Origin of the sequence: Mesorhizobium sp. M0715 (genome assembly GCF_040320355.1) — a bacterium.
Lineage (GTDB): Bacteria > Pseudomonadota > Alphaproteobacteria > Rhizobiales > Rhizobiaceae > Mesorhizobium.
On record NZ_JAMYPL010000023.1, the window covers coordinates 57,939 to 73,893 of the forward strand.

Annotated in this window: 18 protein-coding genes and 2 pseudogenes; 8 read left to right on the top strand and 12 right to left on the bottom strand. The window is 62.3% G+C overall.

The features are described 5' to 3' along the window. Positions 1-59: 59 nt before the first annotated feature. Both NKI21_RS24345 and NKI21_RS24350 read right to left on the bottom strand, forming a co-directional pair. A pseudogene (locus tag NKI21_RS24345) lies at positions 60-365 on the bottom strand (ABC transporter permease); the annotation flags it as partial. Between the two features lie 67 nt (positions 366-432). Continuing rightward, positions 433-789, bottom strand: coding sequence for a hypothetical protein (locus tag NKI21_RS24350; RefSeq protein ID WP_352867666.1), 357 nt, complete (start codon positions 787-789; stop codon positions 433-435). 251 nt (positions 790-1,040) lie between these two features. Between NKI21_RS24350 and NKI21_RS24355 the strand changes: the two genes are divergently transcribed. Then, positions 1,041-1,481, top strand: a complete 441-nt coding sequence (locus NKI21_RS24355; RefSeq protein WP_023813342.1) for a lipid-binding SYLF domain-containing protein — start codon at positions 1,041-1,043, stop codon at positions 1,479-1,481. 2 nt (positions 1,482-1,483) lie between these two features. Here NKI21_RS24355 and abc-f read toward each other — a convergent pair whose 3' ends face one another. Continuing rightward, complete coding sequence (gene abc-f / locus NKI21_RS24360) at positions 1,484-3,106, bottom strand: ribosomal protection-like ABC-F family protein (RefSeq protein WP_352867671.1); 1,623 nt, start codon at positions 3,104-3,106, stop codon at positions 1,484-1,486. 496 nt (positions 3,107-3,602) lie between these two features. Between abc-f and NKI21_RS24365 the strand changes: the two genes are divergently transcribed. Continuing rightward, positions 3,603-3,914, top strand: a complete 312-nt coding sequence (locus NKI21_RS24365; RefSeq protein WP_352867713.1) for a hypothetical protein — start codon at positions 3,603-3,605, stop codon at positions 3,912-3,914. A gap of 92 nt (positions 3,915-4,006) precedes the next feature. Here the strand turns inward: NKI21_RS24365 and NKI21_RS24370 are convergent, their stop codons facing one another. Both NKI21_RS24370 and NKI21_RS24375 read right to left on the bottom strand, forming a co-directional pair. Further along, positions 4,007-5,140 carry a transporter substrate-binding domain-containing protein gene (locus NKI21_RS24370; protein WP_352867674.1) on the bottom strand — a complete coding sequence of 378 codons (1,134 nt, stop codon included), beginning with the start codon at positions 5,138-5,140 and terminating at the stop codon, positions 4,007-4,009. 255 nt (positions 5,141-5,395) lie between these two features. Beyond that, on the bottom strand, positions 5,396-5,995 hold the full coding sequence (locus tag NKI21_RS24375; protein WP_352799700.1) for a YdeI/OmpD-associated family protein: 600 nt from the start codon (positions 5,993-5,995) through the stop codon (positions 5,396-5,398). A gap of 252 nt (positions 5,996-6,247) precedes the next feature. Between NKI21_RS24375 and NKI21_RS24380 the strand changes: the two genes are divergently transcribed. Both NKI21_RS24380 and NKI21_RS24385 read left to right on the top strand, forming a co-directional pair. Further along, on the top strand, positions 6,248-6,862 hold the full coding sequence (locus tag NKI21_RS24380) for a hypothetical protein (protein WP_352867677.1): 615 nt from the start codon (positions 6,248-6,250) through the stop codon (positions 6,860-6,862). 111 nt (positions 6,863-6,973) lie between these two features. Continuing rightward, positions 6,974-7,111: pseudogene (locus tag NKI21_RS24385) on the top strand (SDR family NAD(P)-dependent oxidoreductase); the annotation flags it as partial. Between the two features lie 104 nt (positions 7,112-7,215). Here the strand turns inward: NKI21_RS24385 and NKI21_RS24390 are convergent. Continuing rightward, complete coding sequence (locus tag NKI21_RS24390) at positions 7,216-8,121, bottom strand: S1C family serine protease (RefSeq protein ID WP_352867680.1); 906 nt, start codon at positions 8,119-8,121, stop codon at positions 7,216-7,218. A gap of 195 nt (positions 8,122-8,316) precedes the next feature. Between NKI21_RS24390 and yghU the strand changes: the two genes are divergently transcribed. Beyond that, positions 8,317-9,183 carry a glutathione-dependent disulfide-bond oxidoreductase gene (gene yghU / locus NKI21_RS24395; protein WP_352867683.1) on the top strand — a complete coding sequence of 289 codons (867 nt, stop codon included), beginning with the start codon at positions 8,317-8,319 and terminating at the stop codon, positions 9,181-9,183. Positions 9,184-9,269: 86 nt separating this feature from the next. On the opposite strand, the gene NKI21_RS24400 is transcribed toward yghU, so the two are convergent. From NKI21_RS24400 to NKI21_RS24410, 3 genes are all read right to left on the bottom strand, one after another. Next, positions 9,270-9,572 (bottom strand): DUF1236 domain-containing protein, encoded by a 303-nt coding sequence (locus NKI21_RS24400; protein ID WP_352867687.1) that lies wholly within the window; start codon positions 9,570-9,572, stop codon positions 9,270-9,272. A gap of 602 nt (positions 9,573-10,174) precedes the next feature. Further along, positions 10,175-10,393, bottom strand: coding sequence for an exopolysaccharide production repressor protein (locus tag NKI21_RS24405; protein WP_245486367.1), 219 nt, complete (start codon positions 10,391-10,393; stop codon positions 10,175-10,177). A gap of 103 nt (positions 10,394-10,496) precedes the next feature. Beyond that, complete coding sequence (locus NKI21_RS24410; protein WP_023813333.1) at positions 10,497-10,712, bottom strand: hypothetical protein; 216 nt, start codon at positions 10,710-10,712, stop codon at positions 10,497-10,499. Between the two features lie 14 nt (positions 10,713-10,726). Between NKI21_RS24410 and NKI21_RS24415 the strand changes: the two genes are divergently transcribed. The 3 genes from NKI21_RS24415 to NKI21_RS24425 all read left to right on the top strand — a co-directional run bounded on the left by NKI21_RS24415 (position 10,727) and on the right by NKI21_RS24425 (position 13,416). Further along, positions 10,727-11,014, top strand: coding sequence for a hypothetical protein (locus NKI21_RS24415; protein WP_023813332.1), 288 nt, complete (start codon positions 10,727-10,729; stop codon positions 11,012-11,014). 1,786 nt (positions 11,015-12,800) lie between these two features. Further along, a complete protein-coding gene (locus NKI21_RS24420) occupies positions 12,801-13,100 on the top strand; it encodes a DUF1236 domain-containing protein (RefSeq protein ID WP_031213630.1) in 300 nt (99 codons plus the stop codon). Between the two features lie 70 nt (positions 13,101-13,170). After that, on the top strand, positions 13,171-13,416 hold the full coding sequence (locus NKI21_RS24425; protein WP_031213628.1) for a hypothetical protein: 246 nt from the start codon (positions 13,171-13,173) through the stop codon (positions 13,414-13,416). A gap of 292 nt (positions 13,417-13,708) precedes the next feature. On the opposite strand, the gene NKI21_RS24430 is transcribed toward NKI21_RS24425, so the two are convergent. The 3 genes from NKI21_RS24430 to NKI21_RS24440 form a co-directional block, all read right to left on the bottom strand. Next, positions 13,709-14,233 (bottom strand): isochorismatase family protein, encoded by a 525-nt coding sequence (locus NKI21_RS24430; RefSeq protein ID WP_352611080.1) that lies wholly within the window; start codon positions 14,231-14,233, stop codon positions 13,709-13,711. A gap of 5 nt (positions 14,234-14,238) precedes the next feature. Continuing rightward, the gene (locus NKI21_RS24435) at positions 14,239-14,418 is read right to left on the bottom strand and encodes a WD40 repeat domain-containing protein (protein WP_245486366.1); all 180 of its coding nucleotides are present in this window, start codon (positions 14,416-14,418) and stop codon (positions 14,239-14,241) included. A gap of 274 nt (positions 14,419-14,692) precedes the next feature. Next, a complete protein-coding gene (locus NKI21_RS24440; protein ID WP_023813323.1) occupies positions 14,693-15,889 on the bottom strand; it encodes a hypothetical protein in 1,197 nt (398 codons plus the stop codon). Between the last annotated feature and the right edge of the window lie 66 nt (positions 15,890-15,955).

The window sequence follows — 15,955 nt, forward strand, 5'->3', positions numbered from 1 at the left end:
GGCTGTCTTGATCGCCTTGTTTGTGATCTGATCCGCCGCCATCGTTGGCTCTTCTGGTTTTACCTCTCCTCGACAATCCTCAGATAAGCCGCGGTGACGAACAGCACGATCAGCCCGAACAAGATCCGCCTCGCCCCCTCCGGCATCTGCAAAATCGTCAGCAGCGTCGTCAGCACGGTCAGGATCAGGGCGCCGATGATGGTGCCGGTGTAGCCGCCGCGGCCGCCGAAGATGGAGGTGCCGCCGGTGACGGCGGCGGCCACCGAGGGCAGCACCAGCGGTTCGGCGAGCGACAGCGAGGGGGCCTTGATCAGGCCGATATAGAGCAGGCCGGTGGTGCCGGCGAGCATGCTGGAGGTCACATAAGGCCAACGGCGGCTCTCCATCGCCGCTTCGCAGCCCGGCGCCTTTGCCCGGGAAGGCGCGGCAGGGCTATGGATACTTCGTCGGCGGCACGCCAGGGTTCAAATCGCCCTGCAGTTCCTTCGGCAGCGGCAAGCTCGAGCATTGCAGGTGCACCTCGCGGGCGAACAGTTTTCGTTGCTTCTGCTCATGCTCCTTGATGGCTGCGACGAGCCCCATCGAGTATGGACCAAGCAAGACGCCGAAACCCCACCCCGGATGCTCTTTCTCGCGAGCCTCGTAATTCGAAGCCGCCCTGCGGGCCTGCTGGCATGCCGGCGAAGCCCATTTCTGGTCCTGCTGCGAAAGCGACGCCTCATAGTCGACCGGGGAGGTCGCGCATCCGGCCACTGCCGCGGTCAATGCGAGGCAGATTGCGATTCTCATCCGAAGCCTCTCCTGAGCCTTGTAAAGGGCCTGCATAGACCTCTTCATCCCACAAGGCGATAGCTGCGGTCAGGCGCCTTCCCCACCCTCCGCAATCCGCCGCCCTCTCCCGGCCTTCCAGCCGCCGGATTCGAACCCATGCCTGGAACCAAATCATGGGGCCTGGAACCAAATCACGGGCGAGACTGTTCAGTTGTAACTTTGATCCCACGCTGCGGCCGGCAAAGCGGCGACATTGAGGAGTTCTCACCATGAAGATTTCATCCGGATTTCGTTCCATCGCGGTGGCCGCCATCGCCACCGCGAGCATCGGCTTTGCCAGCGCCGCGCATGCCGACAGCGGCACGATCCGCTTCGCCGTCTACAAGGCTGCCTTCTTCGTCGGTGGCTCCGGAGGCGAAGGAACGCTGACCTTCCATGGCCGCCGCTATCCCATCTCGGTCGGCGGCGTCTCGGGCGGTCTCGCCTTCGGCGTCTCCAAGACCTATTTTCAAGGTACCGTGCGCCACATCAAACGTGCACGGGATGTGACCGGGGTCTATGGTGCGGCAGGCGGTGGCGGCGCGCTTGGCAAAGGGGCTCAGGTGATCGTCATGAGCAATGACAAGGGCGCCCGGCTCGAATTGACGGGCAGGCAGGTCGGCCTGCAAGTCAACGCCGACCTTAGTGGTATGAGCATCTCGCTGCGGTAGGGCTAGCTCCTCAACCCCGGCGCTTCCTGCCCCGTCCGCTCGACATATTCCGTATAGCCGCCGCCATAGGTGTGGATGCCTTCGGGCGTCAGTTCCAGCACGCGATTGGACAGCGCGGCGAGAAAATGCCGGTCGTGCGAGACGAAAAGCATGGTGCCCTCGTACTGCGACAATGCCGTGATCAGCATCTCCTTGGTGGCGATGTCGAGATGGTTGGTCGGCTCGTCCAGCACCAGAAGGTTGGGCGGATCGAACAGCATCAGCGCCATCACCAGCCGCGCCTTCTCGCCGCCTGACAGCACGCGGCATTTCTTCTCGATCTCGTCGCCGGAAAAACCGAAGCAGCCGGCAAGTGCCCTGAGCGGCGCTTGGCCGGCCTGCGGAAACGCGTCCTCCAGTGTCTGAAACACGGTGCGCTCGCCTTCCAGCACCTCCATCGCGTGCTGGGCGAAATAACCCATTTTCACACTCGGCCCGCGCGCGACCGTGCCGGTGTCGGGCTCGGAAGCGCCGGCGACCAGCTTCAAGAGCGTCGACTTGCCGGCGCCATTGACGCCCATGATGCACCAGCGCTCGCGGCGGCGGACCTGGAAGTCGAGCCCTTCATAGATGGTGCGGCTGCCATAGCCCTTGTGGACGTTCTTCAGCGTCACGACATCCTCGCCGCAGCGCGGCGCCGGCAGGAAATCGAAGGACACGGTCTGGCGGCGCTTCGGCGGCTCGACGCGGTCGATCTTGTCCAGCTTCTTCACCCGGCTCTGTACCTGTGCGGCATGCGAGGCGCGCGCCTTGAAGCGCTCGATGAAGGCGATCTCCTTGGCCAGCATCGCCTGCTGGCGCTCGAACTGTGCTTGCTGCTGCTTGTCGGCGATCGCCCGCTGCTGCTGGTAGAATTCGTAGTCTCCGGAATAAGCGGTCAGCGAACCGGCGTCGATCTCGACCACCTTGTTGACGATGCGGTTCATGAACTCGCGGTCGTGCGAGGTCATCAGCAGCGCGCCGTCATAGTTTTTCAGGAAGGACTCCAGCCAGATCAGGCTTTCCAGGTCGAGATGGTTGCTTGGCTCATCGAGCAACATGGCGTCGGGCCGCATCAACAGGATGCGGGCCAGCGCCACGCGCATCTTCCAGCCGCCGGACAGCTTTCCGACATCGCCGTCCATCATCTCCTGCGAAAAGCCGAGACCGTCGAGCACTTCGCGGGCGCGGCCATCCAGCGCATAACCGTCGAGTTCCTCGAAGCGGTGCTGCGCCTCGCCATATTTTTCGATGATCTCGTCCATCCGGTCGGCCTGCTCGGGATCGGCCATGGCCGCCTCGAGCGCTGCCATCTCGGCCGCGACTTCGGACACCGGCCCGGCGCCGTTCATCACTTCGGCCACGGCGCTGTGGCCTTCCATGTCGCCGACATCCTGGCTGAAATAGCCGATGGTGACGCCGCGATCGACCTGCACCTGGCCTTCGTCGGGCTGCTCCTGGCCGGTGATCATGCGAAACAGCGTCGTCTTGCCGGCGCCGTTCGGCCCAACGAGGCCGACCTTCTCGCCCTTCTGCAGGGACGCCGACGCTTCGATGAAGACAAGCTGACGGCCGTTCTGCTTGCTGATGCTTTCAAGTCTGATCATACGGTTTCCGGGGCTGAGCCTGCGATGAAAGGATTTGCCCGGCGCCTTACGCGAAGGATGGCCGCAAAGAAAGAGGCGCAAGCGCCGCATACAGCCGATCTCCCCCCTCGTGGCAGGGCTATCGCATATGGATTCTTGCGAAGAAGAACCCCCACCCTAACCCTCCCCACAAGGGGGAGGGAACGCTGCCGCGTGCCTTTAATTCTTCTTGGCGCCGAAAAGACAGGCGATTCTCCCGGGTCAGTGCCAACGGAAGTCTCCCTCCCCCTTGTGGGGAGGGGTTAGGGGTGGGGGTCCGTGCCGGGCAGACATCTCAGGAATTCCATATGCGATAGCCCTGCCACGAGGGGGGAGATTGGCAGCTTCAACGCCCACCAGACACACCCCAGAAACAAGATTCAACATCCGGGAAAAACTCGCGAAAACATCGCCTGTCATAACCACCCTCGCGGCGGCCAAGCGGCCGCGGCACAACGCGAAGAAATGGTCCCGAAACATGCAACGACGTTCGACCGGATGGATCGGTGCCCTGACAGGCATTTCGCTCGCCATGCTGGCGGTCGCACAATCGGGTGCGGACGCAGCGGTCACCCGGAGCGAATATTGCAGCCAGCTCGGCCTTCAACCCGACGGGGCCATCCAAACGAAAGTCGCCCCAGGCACCAGCGCAAGCCAGATCGCCGAGGCAACCGCGCTCCAGGACAAGGCGAACCGGTTTTGTGCCGAGCGCAAACAGGCCCAAGGCATCAGGACCTACGCCAACGCCCTGAAACTCCTTGGCGTGACACCGGTCGACCTGAACCAGTGACAGCAACCATCAATTCTCGAAGGAAGGGCCGCCTCTCTCGCAGAGCGAGGGCGGTTTTTCCAGCGCATCGCACCGCGGAAGTTCCTGCCGGACTACTTCTCGCCCAGATATTGGAAAACGGCCTGTTTCCACCAATCGCTTTCGATGGTCTGCAGGAGGGCGACATCGAGAGACTTGCGCAACGGGCTGCCGAGCGGCAGCGCAATGGCATATTGCTGCTGGTCGAAGGTCGCATCGAGAACCTGCAGGCTTGTCGCGTAATTCTGCCCGACCAGCCAGCCAAGCAGCGGCTTGTCGTGCACCAGCGCATCGATCTTGCCGGCGCGAAGCGCGTTGAGGCCCTGCTGGATCGAGGCAAAGTCCTGATGACGGATCTGGGTCGAATCCAGATAGGACGCCGTCGACGAACTCTGCACCGCGCCGACCCTGACCGCGGCGAGATCGCTTTCGCCCTGCACCATTCCTTCCATCTGCGTCACCGTCAGCACCGATGTGACGCCCGCGGTGAACACCGCGATGGCAATGATCGATCCCATCATCCAGAGCGCGGCCAGCACGCGCCCCGGCACGGTTCGCGGACCGAAGTCGCCGGTGCTGGCTTGCGTCGCGGCGATGGTCGACCACCACATGCTGGAAAACAGTCCCTTGGCGACGCCGCCGCCGAAATCGTCATTGTGCCGACGTTCGAACATCCAGATCAGGACGCCGACCACCACCGAAATGACGACCAGCGCCAGCACCGCCTGCAGGAAGCCGAACGACGTCAGGGCATGCAGAACCGGCCGCCATGACGGCTGGTTGTTGAGCGGTGTCGCAATGCCGAGCCCAGTCGTGAAGAAGGGCTGCGTGAAGTCGACGGCCTTTTCGCGGTCGGCCGTGACCGTGATCGCGGCCATCGCCGCATCGAACCTGCCGTTGACGACGCCATCGATCTGGTCCTGCACGGCAGGCACTTCGACATAGCGGAAGCGAAGGTTGAGCCGCCCGGCTATTTTCTGCCAGAGGTCGATGCTCAATCCCGACCAGCTGCCGTCCTGCAGCTTGAACGCAAAAGGCGGCGCCTCCTTGATCCCGACCGAGATCTCTTTTGCCGGCGAGGCCGAGGGGGAAGCCAGGTCGGGAGACGTCTGGTCGGGCGAGGTCTGGGCAAGCGTGGCGCCGGCTCCCACACACGCGACGATGACAATGAGACCCAGCGCCATCGTCCACGAAGCAACTCTTCTCAACGGCAACGACTCCCAGCGTCCGCCGCTCGATCGTCGCGGCTTTCGAAGGGTAGCCGCCGTGCCGTCCTTCGTCCACCGGCGATGTCGTTGCTGAAGCAGCCGCGCGACGCGCCGACCATCGAATTGCGCAAAAACAAGCAGTTGGAACAATTTCACGATTCAGATCCTGAAGCGCTTCGCGCAACGCCGGATCCCGTGCGGACAGGCTTGCCGTGCCGAAGACGAACTCGCGCCCAAACCAGCCCACCCCAAACCTTACTTCCTGCCTTGCGGGTAGATCGTCTCGCCGCGCTTCAGCATTGCCACAAACGTCTCGATCTTCTTCTTGCGCCCGGCCTCGGTCTTCATGTTGTGGGTGCGGAAGGCGAGCGCGAAACGGTTCTGGGCACTGAGCTTTGCCAGCATCACCTTCGCAGCGGGTTCGGCGTCTATGGCAGCCTGCAGGTCGTCGGGGATTTTCATCTCCTTGCCGCTGCCATAGGCGCGCGCCCAGCGCCCGTCCGCCTTGGCCGCCTCGACCTGTTTGAGCCCATGCTCGGTCATGCGGCCCTCCTCGACCAGCCGCGCGACATTGTCGATGTTGATCAGGCTCCAGATGCTCTTCCGACCGCGCGGCGTGTAGCGCTGCAGGAAACTCTTGTCGTCCAACCCCTTGCGCACCGCATCGATCCAGCCGAAGCACAGCACCACGTCGATGGCTTGCTTGGGGGTGATCGACTTCAGTCCCGACCCCACCTTGTGAACCTTGATCCACACTTCGGTTTCCGTGGCGTGGTGCTTGCCGAGCCATGCGTAGAAGCTGCCCGGATCCGGGAATTCATGGACCTTGTCGGGATCAACCTTGACCGGCGCCATTAGCCGGCCCGTTTGTTCAGTGCCGCTCGCGCCATCACAGTTCCTGCTCCCACTGTCGTCTTGCCCCCCGCATTGCGCCCATCGTCATTGCCCGGCATGTGGCACAGATCGCTGTCAGTTTTCGTCAGTTGCGTCACCACAAAGCAAAGGAAAGCATCGCCGCGCGACTTCGTCGGGGAGAAGAGAGGGCGCGCGATATTCCACCGCCATGCTATAGGACCGCAAGGTGTCAGTCTGGGGGAATATGCCACCATGAAATCTCTGCTGCTCGCTTTTCTATCTTTGCTGTTGCCGAGCCTCGCCCTTGCGGAGCCGATCGAAACCCGGAAGATCATCACGGCGGTGACTGGCGACTTCAATGGCGATGGCGCCGTCGATCTCGCCATGGTGGTGGAGACCGAGCCCGGCCACCCGATGGATGTCCACTTCTTCCTCAGGGACAAGGAGCACAATTACCTCAAGCCCGTCGAGATCGTGCACGAGCAGATCCACGGGGAATGGAACGGCTACGACCGGCCGGGCTACGAGAACTCCGACACCGAGCCGGAACTGACGATGCTGCCCAACGGCTCGATCAAATTCTACCTGCCGGCGATGCCGGTCGGCAGCGAACGGACCGACATGACGCTGACCATCGCCTGGCGCGACGCTGCCTTCATCGTCGCCGGCTTCGCCTATGACCATGATGACTATTTGAAGGAGAATGCCGAAAGCGCCTGCGAGTACAATGTCCTGACCGGCAAAGGCACCGGCAGCGAAAAGCAGCCGGACGGCAGCACCAAGCACAAGACCGTCTCGGTCGAAGGCCAGACCATCGCCTTCAAGGACTGGAACCCGGGCACCGCCTTCACCGCTTGCGGCAACTGATCGCCCTGCATCATCGGCGCTTCCGATAGCGCTATCGGTTTCTTCCGTTTTCACTTGCCGTACCGAACTGCCAATTCCCTGCCCTTCTCCATCCAAGCAAAGGCAGAGCGAATGAGCATTTCAAATGAGAAAATCCTGATCGTCGGTGGCGGCTCTGGCATGGGTCTGGCGCTGGCCCGGCGCTGCGTCGAGGCCGGCGCCGAGGTGATCATCGCCGGGCGCGGCGAGAACCGGCTGCGGCAGGCGCGCTAGGCGCTTGGCAATCCCGCCGAGGCCCTGGCCGCGATGGCCGAGCGGCTGCCGGGTCGGGCGGATCGGCCAACCCGACGACATCGCCGACGCCATCGACGCGTCTACTGCAGTTGCGGCTTTTTCAGAAAGCTGCCGCGGTCGGCCGATTTGACGCGCAGCCAGGTTTCGCGGCCGTCGCGCAACACCCGCATCGGAATCTCGGCCCCCGCCGAGCCGCTTTCCCACAGCTTGCGGTAGAAATCGGCCAGCCCGTCGACCGCGCCGTCCCGGATGTCGGAGATGATGTCGCCCTGGCGCAGGCCGGCCTTGGCCGCCGGGCCGCCCTCGGTCACGCTCATCACCACCACTCTGCCGTCGCTTTCGGCCGACAGGGCGCCGAGCCACGGGCGCGGCGGCTTGGCCACCTGGCCGCGCGTCAGGAGGTCATCGAGAATGGGCGGCAACAGATCGATCGGCACGATCATGTTTATATCGGCGACCTCGCCGTTGCGGCTCATCTGCAGGCGCAGGGAACCGATGCCGAGCAGCGAGCCGTCAGCGCCGAACAGCCCGGCACCGCCCCAGGACGGGTGCGCGGGCGCAATGAAGATCGCCTCGTCGAGCAGATACTCCCAGTAGCCGGCGAATTCCTGCTTGGTGACGATCCTGGCCTGCACCGACTGGCCGGTGCCGTCGGCCAGCACGACGGCGTCGCCGATCCTGGTCTTGCCGGCATCGCCCAGCGCCACCGCCGGCAGGCCGAGCGGCGCCAGCGCCTGCACCAGCCCAAAACCCGATTCCTGGTCATAGGCCAGCGCATGCGCGGGGATGACGCGGCCGTCATGGCTGGTCAGCCAGACCTCTTCCGCCTCCGTGATGAGATAGCCGATGGTCAGCACCAGCCCATCGTTGCGAATGACGACGCCGCTGCCTTCCCTGAGCGTGCCGAGCGCGCCGGCCGTAAAGGCATCTTCGGGGACAGTGGCCCGCACTGCAACGACCGAGCGCGGATTGGGATTGATGGTCATGCTTTTGTCCTGGATGGGCTTTGGTGACATCTTCTATAGGTATGCCACGCAGGAGAAGGCGCAAGGGTGAGGAAGTGCCCAATTGCCGATCTTGGCTCCGCGGGCATCGATAATAGTTCAACGCAAGTTGAACTTACACATCCGCAGCCCTAGTTTATGGCGACCTGCCATCCTTCCCCGACACGAGGCCACGAAATGACCGACTACACACCGCCGAAAGTATGGACCTGGAACAAGCCGAGCGGCGGAGCCTTTGCCAGCATCAACCGGCCGATCGCCGGGCCGACGCATGACAAGGAACTGCCCGTCGGCAAGCATCCGTTGCAGCTCTATTCGCTGGCGACGCCGAACGGCGTCAAGGTCACGGTCATGCTGGAAGAGCTTCTGGCGCGCGGCCACAAGGGTGCCGAATACGACGCCTGGCTGATCCGGATCAACGATGGCGACCAGTTCGGCAGCGGCTTCGTCGAGGTTAATCCAAACTCCAAGATCCCGGCCCTGATGGACCGCAGCGGCAAGACGCCGGTGCGCATCTTCGAATCCGGTTCGATCCTGGTCTATCTCGCCGAAAAGTTCGGCGAATTCCTGCCTACCGAACAGCCGGCGCGCGCCGAGGTGCTGTCCTGGCTGTTCTGGCAGATGGGCTCGGCGCCGTATCTGGGCGGCGGCTTCGGCCATTTCTACGCCTATGCGCCGGAAAAGTTCGAATATGCCATCGACCGCTTCTCGATGGAGGTGAAACGCCAGATGGATGTGCTCGACCGCCGGCTGGCCGAGACTGAATATCTCGGCGGCAAGGACTATTCCATCGCCGATATGGCCGTGTGGCCCTGGTATGGCGGGCTGGCGCTCGGCCGCATGTACAATGATTCCGCCGAGTTCCTATCCGTGCAGGAATACGCACATGTGCAACGCTGGGCCAAGGCGATCGAGGCCCGACCGGCGGTCAAGCGCGGCCGCATGGTCAACCGCGCTTTCGGCGAGCCTGCCATGCAACTGCATGAGCGCCACGACGCCGGCGATTTCGAGACCAAGACGCAGGATAGACTGGCCGCCGAATAGGCCATCGCGGATCGCGACAAAGGAAACCCGCCACCGACGCGACGTCGGGGCGGGTTTTTCCCAAGGTCCAATGCTGCGGGAACGCCTTAGTGCAGCACTTCAACGATCTGGCGGGTCTCCGGGTCGACGAGGACCGTCTGGTCATTGATCACCGCGACCCGGTATTTGACGTCGGGCACCTCACGCAGTTCGACAGTGTCCGGTACCGACGAGCCGAGCTTGAGTTCGACCCCCAGAAGGTTCACCGAGGCAAGCGGTTCCCTCTTGATGTATTCGCGAACGACCGTCTCCTGCTGCGGCTGGACGACGACGACGCTCTCCGCCAGCGCCGCACCCATGCCACCCGTCAGGACGATGGCAGCCGCCGCGCTTGTAAGATAAAGTTTCATGACCGTCTCCTAGTGACAATTGAATTCCGCCCTCCATAAAAACTCCACCGCTGCCATGTGGTTCCATCCAACTTCAGAATTGAAGATGTTATGTTTGCAGCCCGGATATTAATTTGTTGCTGATCAAGCATGCGGCAGACAGCGCGGAAATGCTTGAAAACTTGCACAAATGTGTACGGACATTAGAAGACGAAAAATCCCTTCTGCAGCCGAATTGGCGAAGCACCTGTTGTCGCCGCGTCAAATCAGCCTCGCGTCCCTCTATCTCGACGATGGGAGCACGAAAAAGACTCGCCCCGCCGGGAGCAGAGCGAGCCATGGCAGTGCCGATAGAGGTGGCAACCTCACCGGTACTGCTAGAGGACGCGAAGCATGATCACTTGTTCCACCTGACGGCCTGAGCCATGCGAAGCCGGTCGCGCATGCATCATGTTCCCACGACGACGCCGAAATGTTCCCACGATACGCTGTGCCGAAACCTCCAGCGGGGCTATGCCCAGACAACGCTGTCTCTCAGTGACCAAACACCGTGATCGCGCTGTGGGCGAGGTTCCCCGAATTTGCCCGGGCGCACACGCGCGAGTGATCCTGGCCAGCCGGTCTCAAAGCTGGACACCGTCGCGATGCAATGGCGGGAAGGCGTCTACCGGATCCTGGCTCGGCACGATATCGTGCGAGCGCCTGAAGATCAGCCTCACGATGAGCACGAAGTAGCCGACCTGCAGGACAAGCAGCGTCGCTATCGTCCAGGCAAATGCCTCCCAGAAAGAGCCGGTGACCATATAGGTCCACACCGCGACAATGAGAGCCGTGGCTGACATTCCTACGAGAAACTGCCCAAAATACATGGTTTCCCCAAACCGCCGAAACCGCGCCGGTTCCAACCAGTCCCTGCTCATCCCATTTCCCGCGAACAACATTTCATTATTTTAGCAACTTCGCAAGTAAGCGGCCGATCGCCACTGCGCGCTTTCCATTGCGCGGCGACTTGGCAACGGTGGCGATCCGGCGCGCGGCGGCGGTGCCGGCGGGGCTGGGCTGACGCGCCAGCCGTCGAAAATCCAGAAGCACGCCCGCTCTTTGCACTTCGAGCAGGGGAACAAATGCCGGCACGCCGAGTTTCGCCTCCAGTTTTTTCAAGGAAGGAGGCCGGCATGGCACCGCGCAACAAACCAAGCGCCGACATCGAAGATGACGCACCGCAGGCGGATGGGCCTACCATCGAGCAGCAGGATTGGGATGCGATCAAGGGCGGCGAGATCCTGCCAGAGTCCGTGCCGGAAAACGGCGACATGCGTTACGGCGTCGAAAAAGACGGCGATCTGCCCGACGAGGACGACGATAACGCGTACCAGGACAGCGACGATGCCCTTCCCGATGATGAGGAAGAAGCCGCGATCACGCGCGATCAGACCCGCGAGGGCCGATTCGACGAGACGTGAGCCATTCGTCGCCCGAGACATGACTGCCTGTTGTTGAACTTGCCAAAGCCACATTTTCCATGCCCGGTTCGCGGGAAAATGTGCTTGGCCGGCTAAGTTTTCCGCCTAGGCATTATATCAGATTTACCTAAAATAGCGGAACATCCAAGGGACATTATCGGAACTGAACAAGGCCCCTTGGACTTTTGCGCACGACGGATAAGACCTTGGTCCTACAGGAAAAAGCAAAAGCCCGACGTGACCGATTGAAGCTTCCAACGAGGGAACATCGGGGCCGTGTTCGTCGTTTGTCGAAAGCGGCCCCGCCGGGTGCCATGCCTGGAGAACAGCGCGATGCCCCACCGATCCACCATCATCAAGACGGGCCATGGCCCAGGAACGGCGATCGCCGTGCTCATGGTTGGATTAACGGCGGTGGGCATCGTGTTCCTTCTACTCGGCAGTTCACTTTACTTCAGTGAGCAGCCTGCGGATCAACGTGCCCTGTCTTCCCCGCCCGCTCGATCGATACACGCGGCCGATAGCAAAGCGGCAAACTGAACGAGCTACTGCTGAGCCATAGCGAGATTGCCGCCGCGCAAGTCCTCCAGACTTAGGCCAGGAAGATCCGCCATTGCCGCTGTCTGCAGTGCGGCGGCCGTGCTGGTGATCATGCAGCGAAACGGACAGCTTCGGACGGTGTTTTGTCCATCGGAGAAGTTTTGGGTTGCTTGCATTAACATTAGATATATCTAATGTAGCGATGGCCGACGACCGCCAGAAGTCGGCTGGCCCGGCGTCCTCCCTTTGCACCTGGCTGCCGGGCCATTTCTTGTCCTCGCCTTGCCGTCTTCGCCTTTGTGTGGCGCGGATTCATCTTCGCGCCGTTTCGCCACGTATAGCTTCAGCCTCGACAAACAGCCTCCGGCTCGGCAGCCGCAGGAAAGATGCGGACGCCGAGCCCATCGCACTGATCAAATCGCTAGGACGTGCAGGCTAGCTGCTAAAATCGAAGGACGACCGAAGGGCCACGTCTGCGATAGCACCGGACGCGACGGCGACCATGCCGCCAGTAACTGCGGCAGACCCGTCTCCAACGCCGCCCGTGCCGGCGCCGGCGCCAGCCCCGATCCCGATCCCAGTCCCGATCCCAGCCCCGATCCCAGCGTCGATGGTCGACCGGCTGCACCTCCGCATGTGCACCTTCGTCGTCGAGGGCCTCTGCCTCAATTTCATCGAGAATGCCGTTTCCAGCGCTTGGAACACCGGCCGCTGCCTCGATCGGGCGAATTGCCCCTGCAAGGGCCGCGGCCCCGGCAATGCCAAACATCGCCGTCAAGAAGGATCGCCGATCCATAGTAACCTCCCAACGTTGCATAAGCTGAACGAAGCGCTCGGCTGCCGAATGAGCAGGCCGGCGCATGGTGAAAATAGAGGATTCGCCAGCCGCCGAAGCGGCTTGCGAATCCTATCAGCGCAGGAAGGGACGTTGCTGCGCCGATCGACGACATGTCAGCCAAGGACTATCCCCATCACCAGAAAGGTGACAGCTGTCGCGAAAATCGGTGCGAGCAACCAGCGCGCTTGGCCAACACTTTTGTCCATCTGTCTCTCCGAATTCCGGGAGACAAACAGCCATGAACAGAGAGCCGTTCCCGTCGGTAAGACCAATGCGCTCGCAGACCAGACTTAAGTCGCACGTCTCACCCGACCGAAGCCCCAGCGGAGGAACATTTTCATTTGGCTCAAGTTCAGTTGCCGTCAGCGTTGAACGATCCTGTCATGCTGACTCGCAAGGAGAAACGGTATGAAAATGCACCTAACGGGCGCCGCAGCGGCGCTATTGCTGTTGGCTGGTGTCGGCGCCGTTGCCGCTCAGGACGTTGTCATTCAGCCTGAACAGGACACGGTCATCCGCGAGTATGTGAAGAAGCAGCCTCTCGCTTCGGTCAAGGTTCCCGGTGTGGAACTGAATATTGGTAGCGCGTTGCCGGACACGGTCGAACTTCATGAGATCCCCGATGTCAAATACCGCTACGTGGTGGTCGACAACCGCACCGTCCTGGTGGATCCGGGCACCCGCAAGATCATCAAGGTCTACGATTGAATTTCGAACTGTCCAACCCGCCGCCAGCCATGGCGGCGGGTTGCCCAGCTTCCAATCAGGACGAGTGAAGATGACAAGCAAAGCTGTGACATCCCCTGCTTTGGGCGTTCGCCTGGCCGATCTCCAAGCCAGGATGCGTGATGCGCGGGTGACGGATGCCGAAATGAAAACCTTTCAAAAGGTCGCGGCCATCATGGAAGATCGTCATGGTCGGATCGATGCCGACGACCTGATTGCGGCATCGTTCCTCGCCGATCCGGTGCAGGACCCGGCAAACGCCCTGAGCGACATCCCGACAAGCCAGCAGACTTTTTGACTCCCTGACCGGGAAAGCGCGCCGAAAGTCTCAGCCGAATCCGCACTTTTGCTCCGGCCTATTCCGCTTTCGCGGAAGTTTCGAGCGGCCCGCAATGTGCAATGTTGCTAATGCGGCGGTACGAGCCGCCCTGGTTGACGCGGGCGCCCGAGCCATCCCAACAATGCGCCCCCCCGTCCGCGTCGACCACGGCAGCCGCCTGTCTTCTCTCGCGAAGTCCTCAAGCCGGCCCGCCTGATAATGCGCGCTGCGGCGACGGTCGGGCTTCAGCCGCCGACAAGCGCCTTTGTGGTCACCAGATTGACGCCGGCCTCGGCGATTCGCCATTGTGCCTGAGGATGACCTGCTCGGCACTCTCGCTGGCATTGTCCAGCGTGCTGTGCACATCGGAGACCACGGTCACGCCGAGCCCTCTGGCGATGGCGCCCTTGACCGTCGCGGCCACGCAAAAATCGGTCTGTGCGCCCAAGAGCACGACAGCACTCGCACCCTGACCGGCAAGCCAGTCGCCGAAGGCAGGATTGCTGAAAGCATCGCGAACGGATTTGGCAAAGGTCGGCTCGTCCGCCGCTTGGCCGAGCGCGGGCCAAACCGGCCAGCCCAGCTCATCCGGTGCCAACGGGTCGCCATCGGGTCCGTCATGCCTGATAAAAGCGACCTTGCGCCCGCCGCGCCGCGCCCAATCGATCACCGCCTTGGTGCGCTCGACAATATCAGGCGCATCATGGATCGGCTGCTCGTGCACACCGTCGAACATGCCGGTCTGGAGATCGATGACGATGAGCGGCGCATTGTCTGGGAGGCTGGGTGCTGGCATGGGTTTTACATAGCACGGCGGACAGGGTGATCAAGATTTCGCTCATTCCGGCGCGCCGGCAAACAGCACCACGCCGTCGCCGCCGGTGGCCGGCAGTCGCGGATGGTGCGGTCGTTGCCGCCGGTCAGCACCGCGCCGTCGGCGGCGAAGGCCACCGCATAAATCGGGCCGGTCTGGCTGTCCAACATTGCGATCCGGTTGCCGCTATTGGAGGGCGGGCGCCTTGCCGCGCCTCCTTGGATTTATTGCAGTTTGCCGATTTCAGCCCGCATGGTTGACAGATGGCCGCAGTCTGGCATCATCGGATCGGGATTTTAGGAGAGTCTGATATGAAAAAAATCTATGTGAAGCCATCGTTCTTGAAAAAAGGCCGGTTGTCGGCGGTCACTGCGGCCAACGGCTCCTCGTTGCCGACACCGCAATAATTTCAGCGCCACCTGCTCCTGGCGCGTCCAAACCTCAACGCACCAGGATCAGGTCGTCCAACACCATTTGCCAATAGTGCTTCGTCGACAGGCGAACACGCGTTACAGCTTTGAGCATTGGAGCGTAGTGCAGCGGCGTTAGCGCCGACAGCGTGACCTCGTCGCTTGCAATCAGCTGCTCGCCAAGCCAGCTTTCGATCAGCGCCACCTCCCCTTCCGACGCCAGCCAGGCGGCGCTCAGCATGACCGAGTGAAAGCCGAACGGCCGTTCGCAGCTGAATTCGGCCGGCAGCCCGCTGCTGGTGTAGAGCACATGGTCGCCGGAAACATTACCATTGACATAGCCCTGGCTGTCCTTGGTGAAGTCGCGGGCCATCGCATTCAGGTTGCGCCACGCCAATCCGGCATGGCCAGCCGGAATTTTCCTGAGGCTGCGCGACGTCACATCGTCGAAATCGATCGTTTCGAGGGCGGCATCAGTGTCGATGCCGGCGCGTTGCGGCGACAGCAGGCCGAGATCCGCCGAGTAGGGCGATAGCGTCAGCCGCCGCGCCAAGCCGCCGCCGCTGACGCTGACCGTGTCGGCTTCTTCAGCCAGGTCGAAGCTGAAGACGGCACCCGGCGCCAGTGCCCGCGTCTCCAGGACGTACCCATTCCCCGACACGGAGAGGGTCGCTGGTCCATCGCCGGCGACGCGCCCGCTGACGCGGCGCGGCGGTGCCAGACCGACAGGCAGCAGCATCTCCTGCGATACCATCCCGGCCGGCGAACCCGGCAGCGGCAGGAAGTGTCGGGACTGAATGTCATTTTCGCTTTTCGCCTGCCAGCCGGGCGGCACCGAAACCACAAAGCGCCAGTTGCCCGGCTTGCGGATCACTGCCTTTCTGCTTTTCACCGACATGGGAAAGTTGGCAAAGCCGGCATTGTTGGTGCGCGCGGACGCGGCGAGCTTGCCGGCTTCGTCATACAGCCGCACCATGATCCCGGCCATCGGCCGGTCTCCGGCGCCGTATTTGCCGTCGCGATCGACATCGAAATAGACGAAGGACGAGTAATTGAGCATACCCCCGCGGGCGTTCCAATCGGTACGGACGGCATAGTCGGCAGCCGGATTGGTTAGCCGCCGTCCCTTGCGACGGCTGCGCTTCCGCCACAGCAGCCAGGACGCGACAGCAGCCGCAAGCACCACAATGGCGGCGGCCAGTATCTGGACAGCGCCCAAGTCAGGCATGGAGCCTCGCTTGACAAATCTCATGGGGGATTGCGTTCACGGGCGATCCGGCTGCGTTGGGCTACT

Excerpts from the sequence above, each read along its gene's own strand:
- NKI21_RS24350 (WP_352867666.1), bottom strand. The coding sequence starts at position 789 with ATGAGAATCGCAATCTGCCTCGCATTGACCGCGGCAGTGGCCGGATGC.
- NKI21_RS24355 (WP_023813342.1), top strand. The coding sequence starts at position 1,041 with ATGAAGATTTCATCCGGATTTCGTTCCATCGCGGTGGCCGCCATCGCC.
- abc-f (WP_352867671.1), bottom strand. The coding sequence starts at position 3,106 with ATGATCAGACTTGAAAGCATCAGCAAGCAGAACGGCCGTCAGCTTGTC.
- NKI21_RS24365 (WP_352867713.1), top strand. The coding sequence starts at position 3,603 with ATGCAACGACGTTCGACCGGATGGATCGGTGCCCTGACAGGCATTTCG.
- NKI21_RS24375 (WP_352799700.1), bottom strand. The coding sequence starts at position 5,995 with ATGGCGCCGGTCAAGGTTGATCCCGACAAGGTCCATGAATTCCCGGAT.
- NKI21_RS24380 (WP_352867677.1), top strand. The coding sequence starts at position 6,248 with ATGAAATCTCTGCTGCTCGCTTTTCTATCTTTGCTGTTGCCGAGCCTC.
- NKI21_RS24390 (WP_352867680.1), bottom strand. The coding sequence starts at position 8,121 with ATGACCATCAATCCCAATCCGCGCTCGGTCGTTGCAGTGCGGGCCACT.
- yghU (WP_352867683.1), top strand. The coding sequence starts at position 8,317 with ATGACCGACTACACACCGCCGAAAGTATGGACCTGGAACAAGCCGAGC.
- NKI21_RS24400 (WP_352867687.1), bottom strand. The coding sequence starts at position 9,572 with ATGAAACTTTATCTTACAAGCGCGGCGGCTGCCATCGTCCTGACGGGT.
- NKI21_RS24405 (WP_245486367.1), bottom strand. The coding sequence starts at position 10,393 with ATGTCAGCCACGGCTCTCATTGTCGCGGTGTGGACCTATATGGTCACC.
- NKI21_RS24415 (WP_023813332.1), top strand. The coding sequence starts at position 10,727 with ATGGCACCGCGCAACAAACCAAGCGCCGACATCGAAGATGACGCACCG.
- NKI21_RS24420 (WP_031213630.1), top strand. The coding sequence starts at position 12,801 with ATGAAAATGCACCTAACGGGCGCCGCAGCGGCGCTATTGCTGTTGGCT.
- NKI21_RS24425 (WP_031213628.1), top strand. The coding sequence starts at position 13,171 with ATGACAAGCAAAGCTGTGACATCCCCTGCTTTGGGCGTTCGCCTGGCC.
- NKI21_RS24430 (WP_352611080.1), bottom strand. The coding sequence starts at position 14,233 with ATGCCAGCACCCAGCCTCCCAGACAATGCGCCGCTCATCGTCATCGAT.
- NKI21_RS24440 (WP_023813323.1), bottom strand. The coding sequence starts at position 15,889 with ATGCCTGACTTGGGCGCTGTCCAGATACTGGCCGCCGCCATTGTGGTG.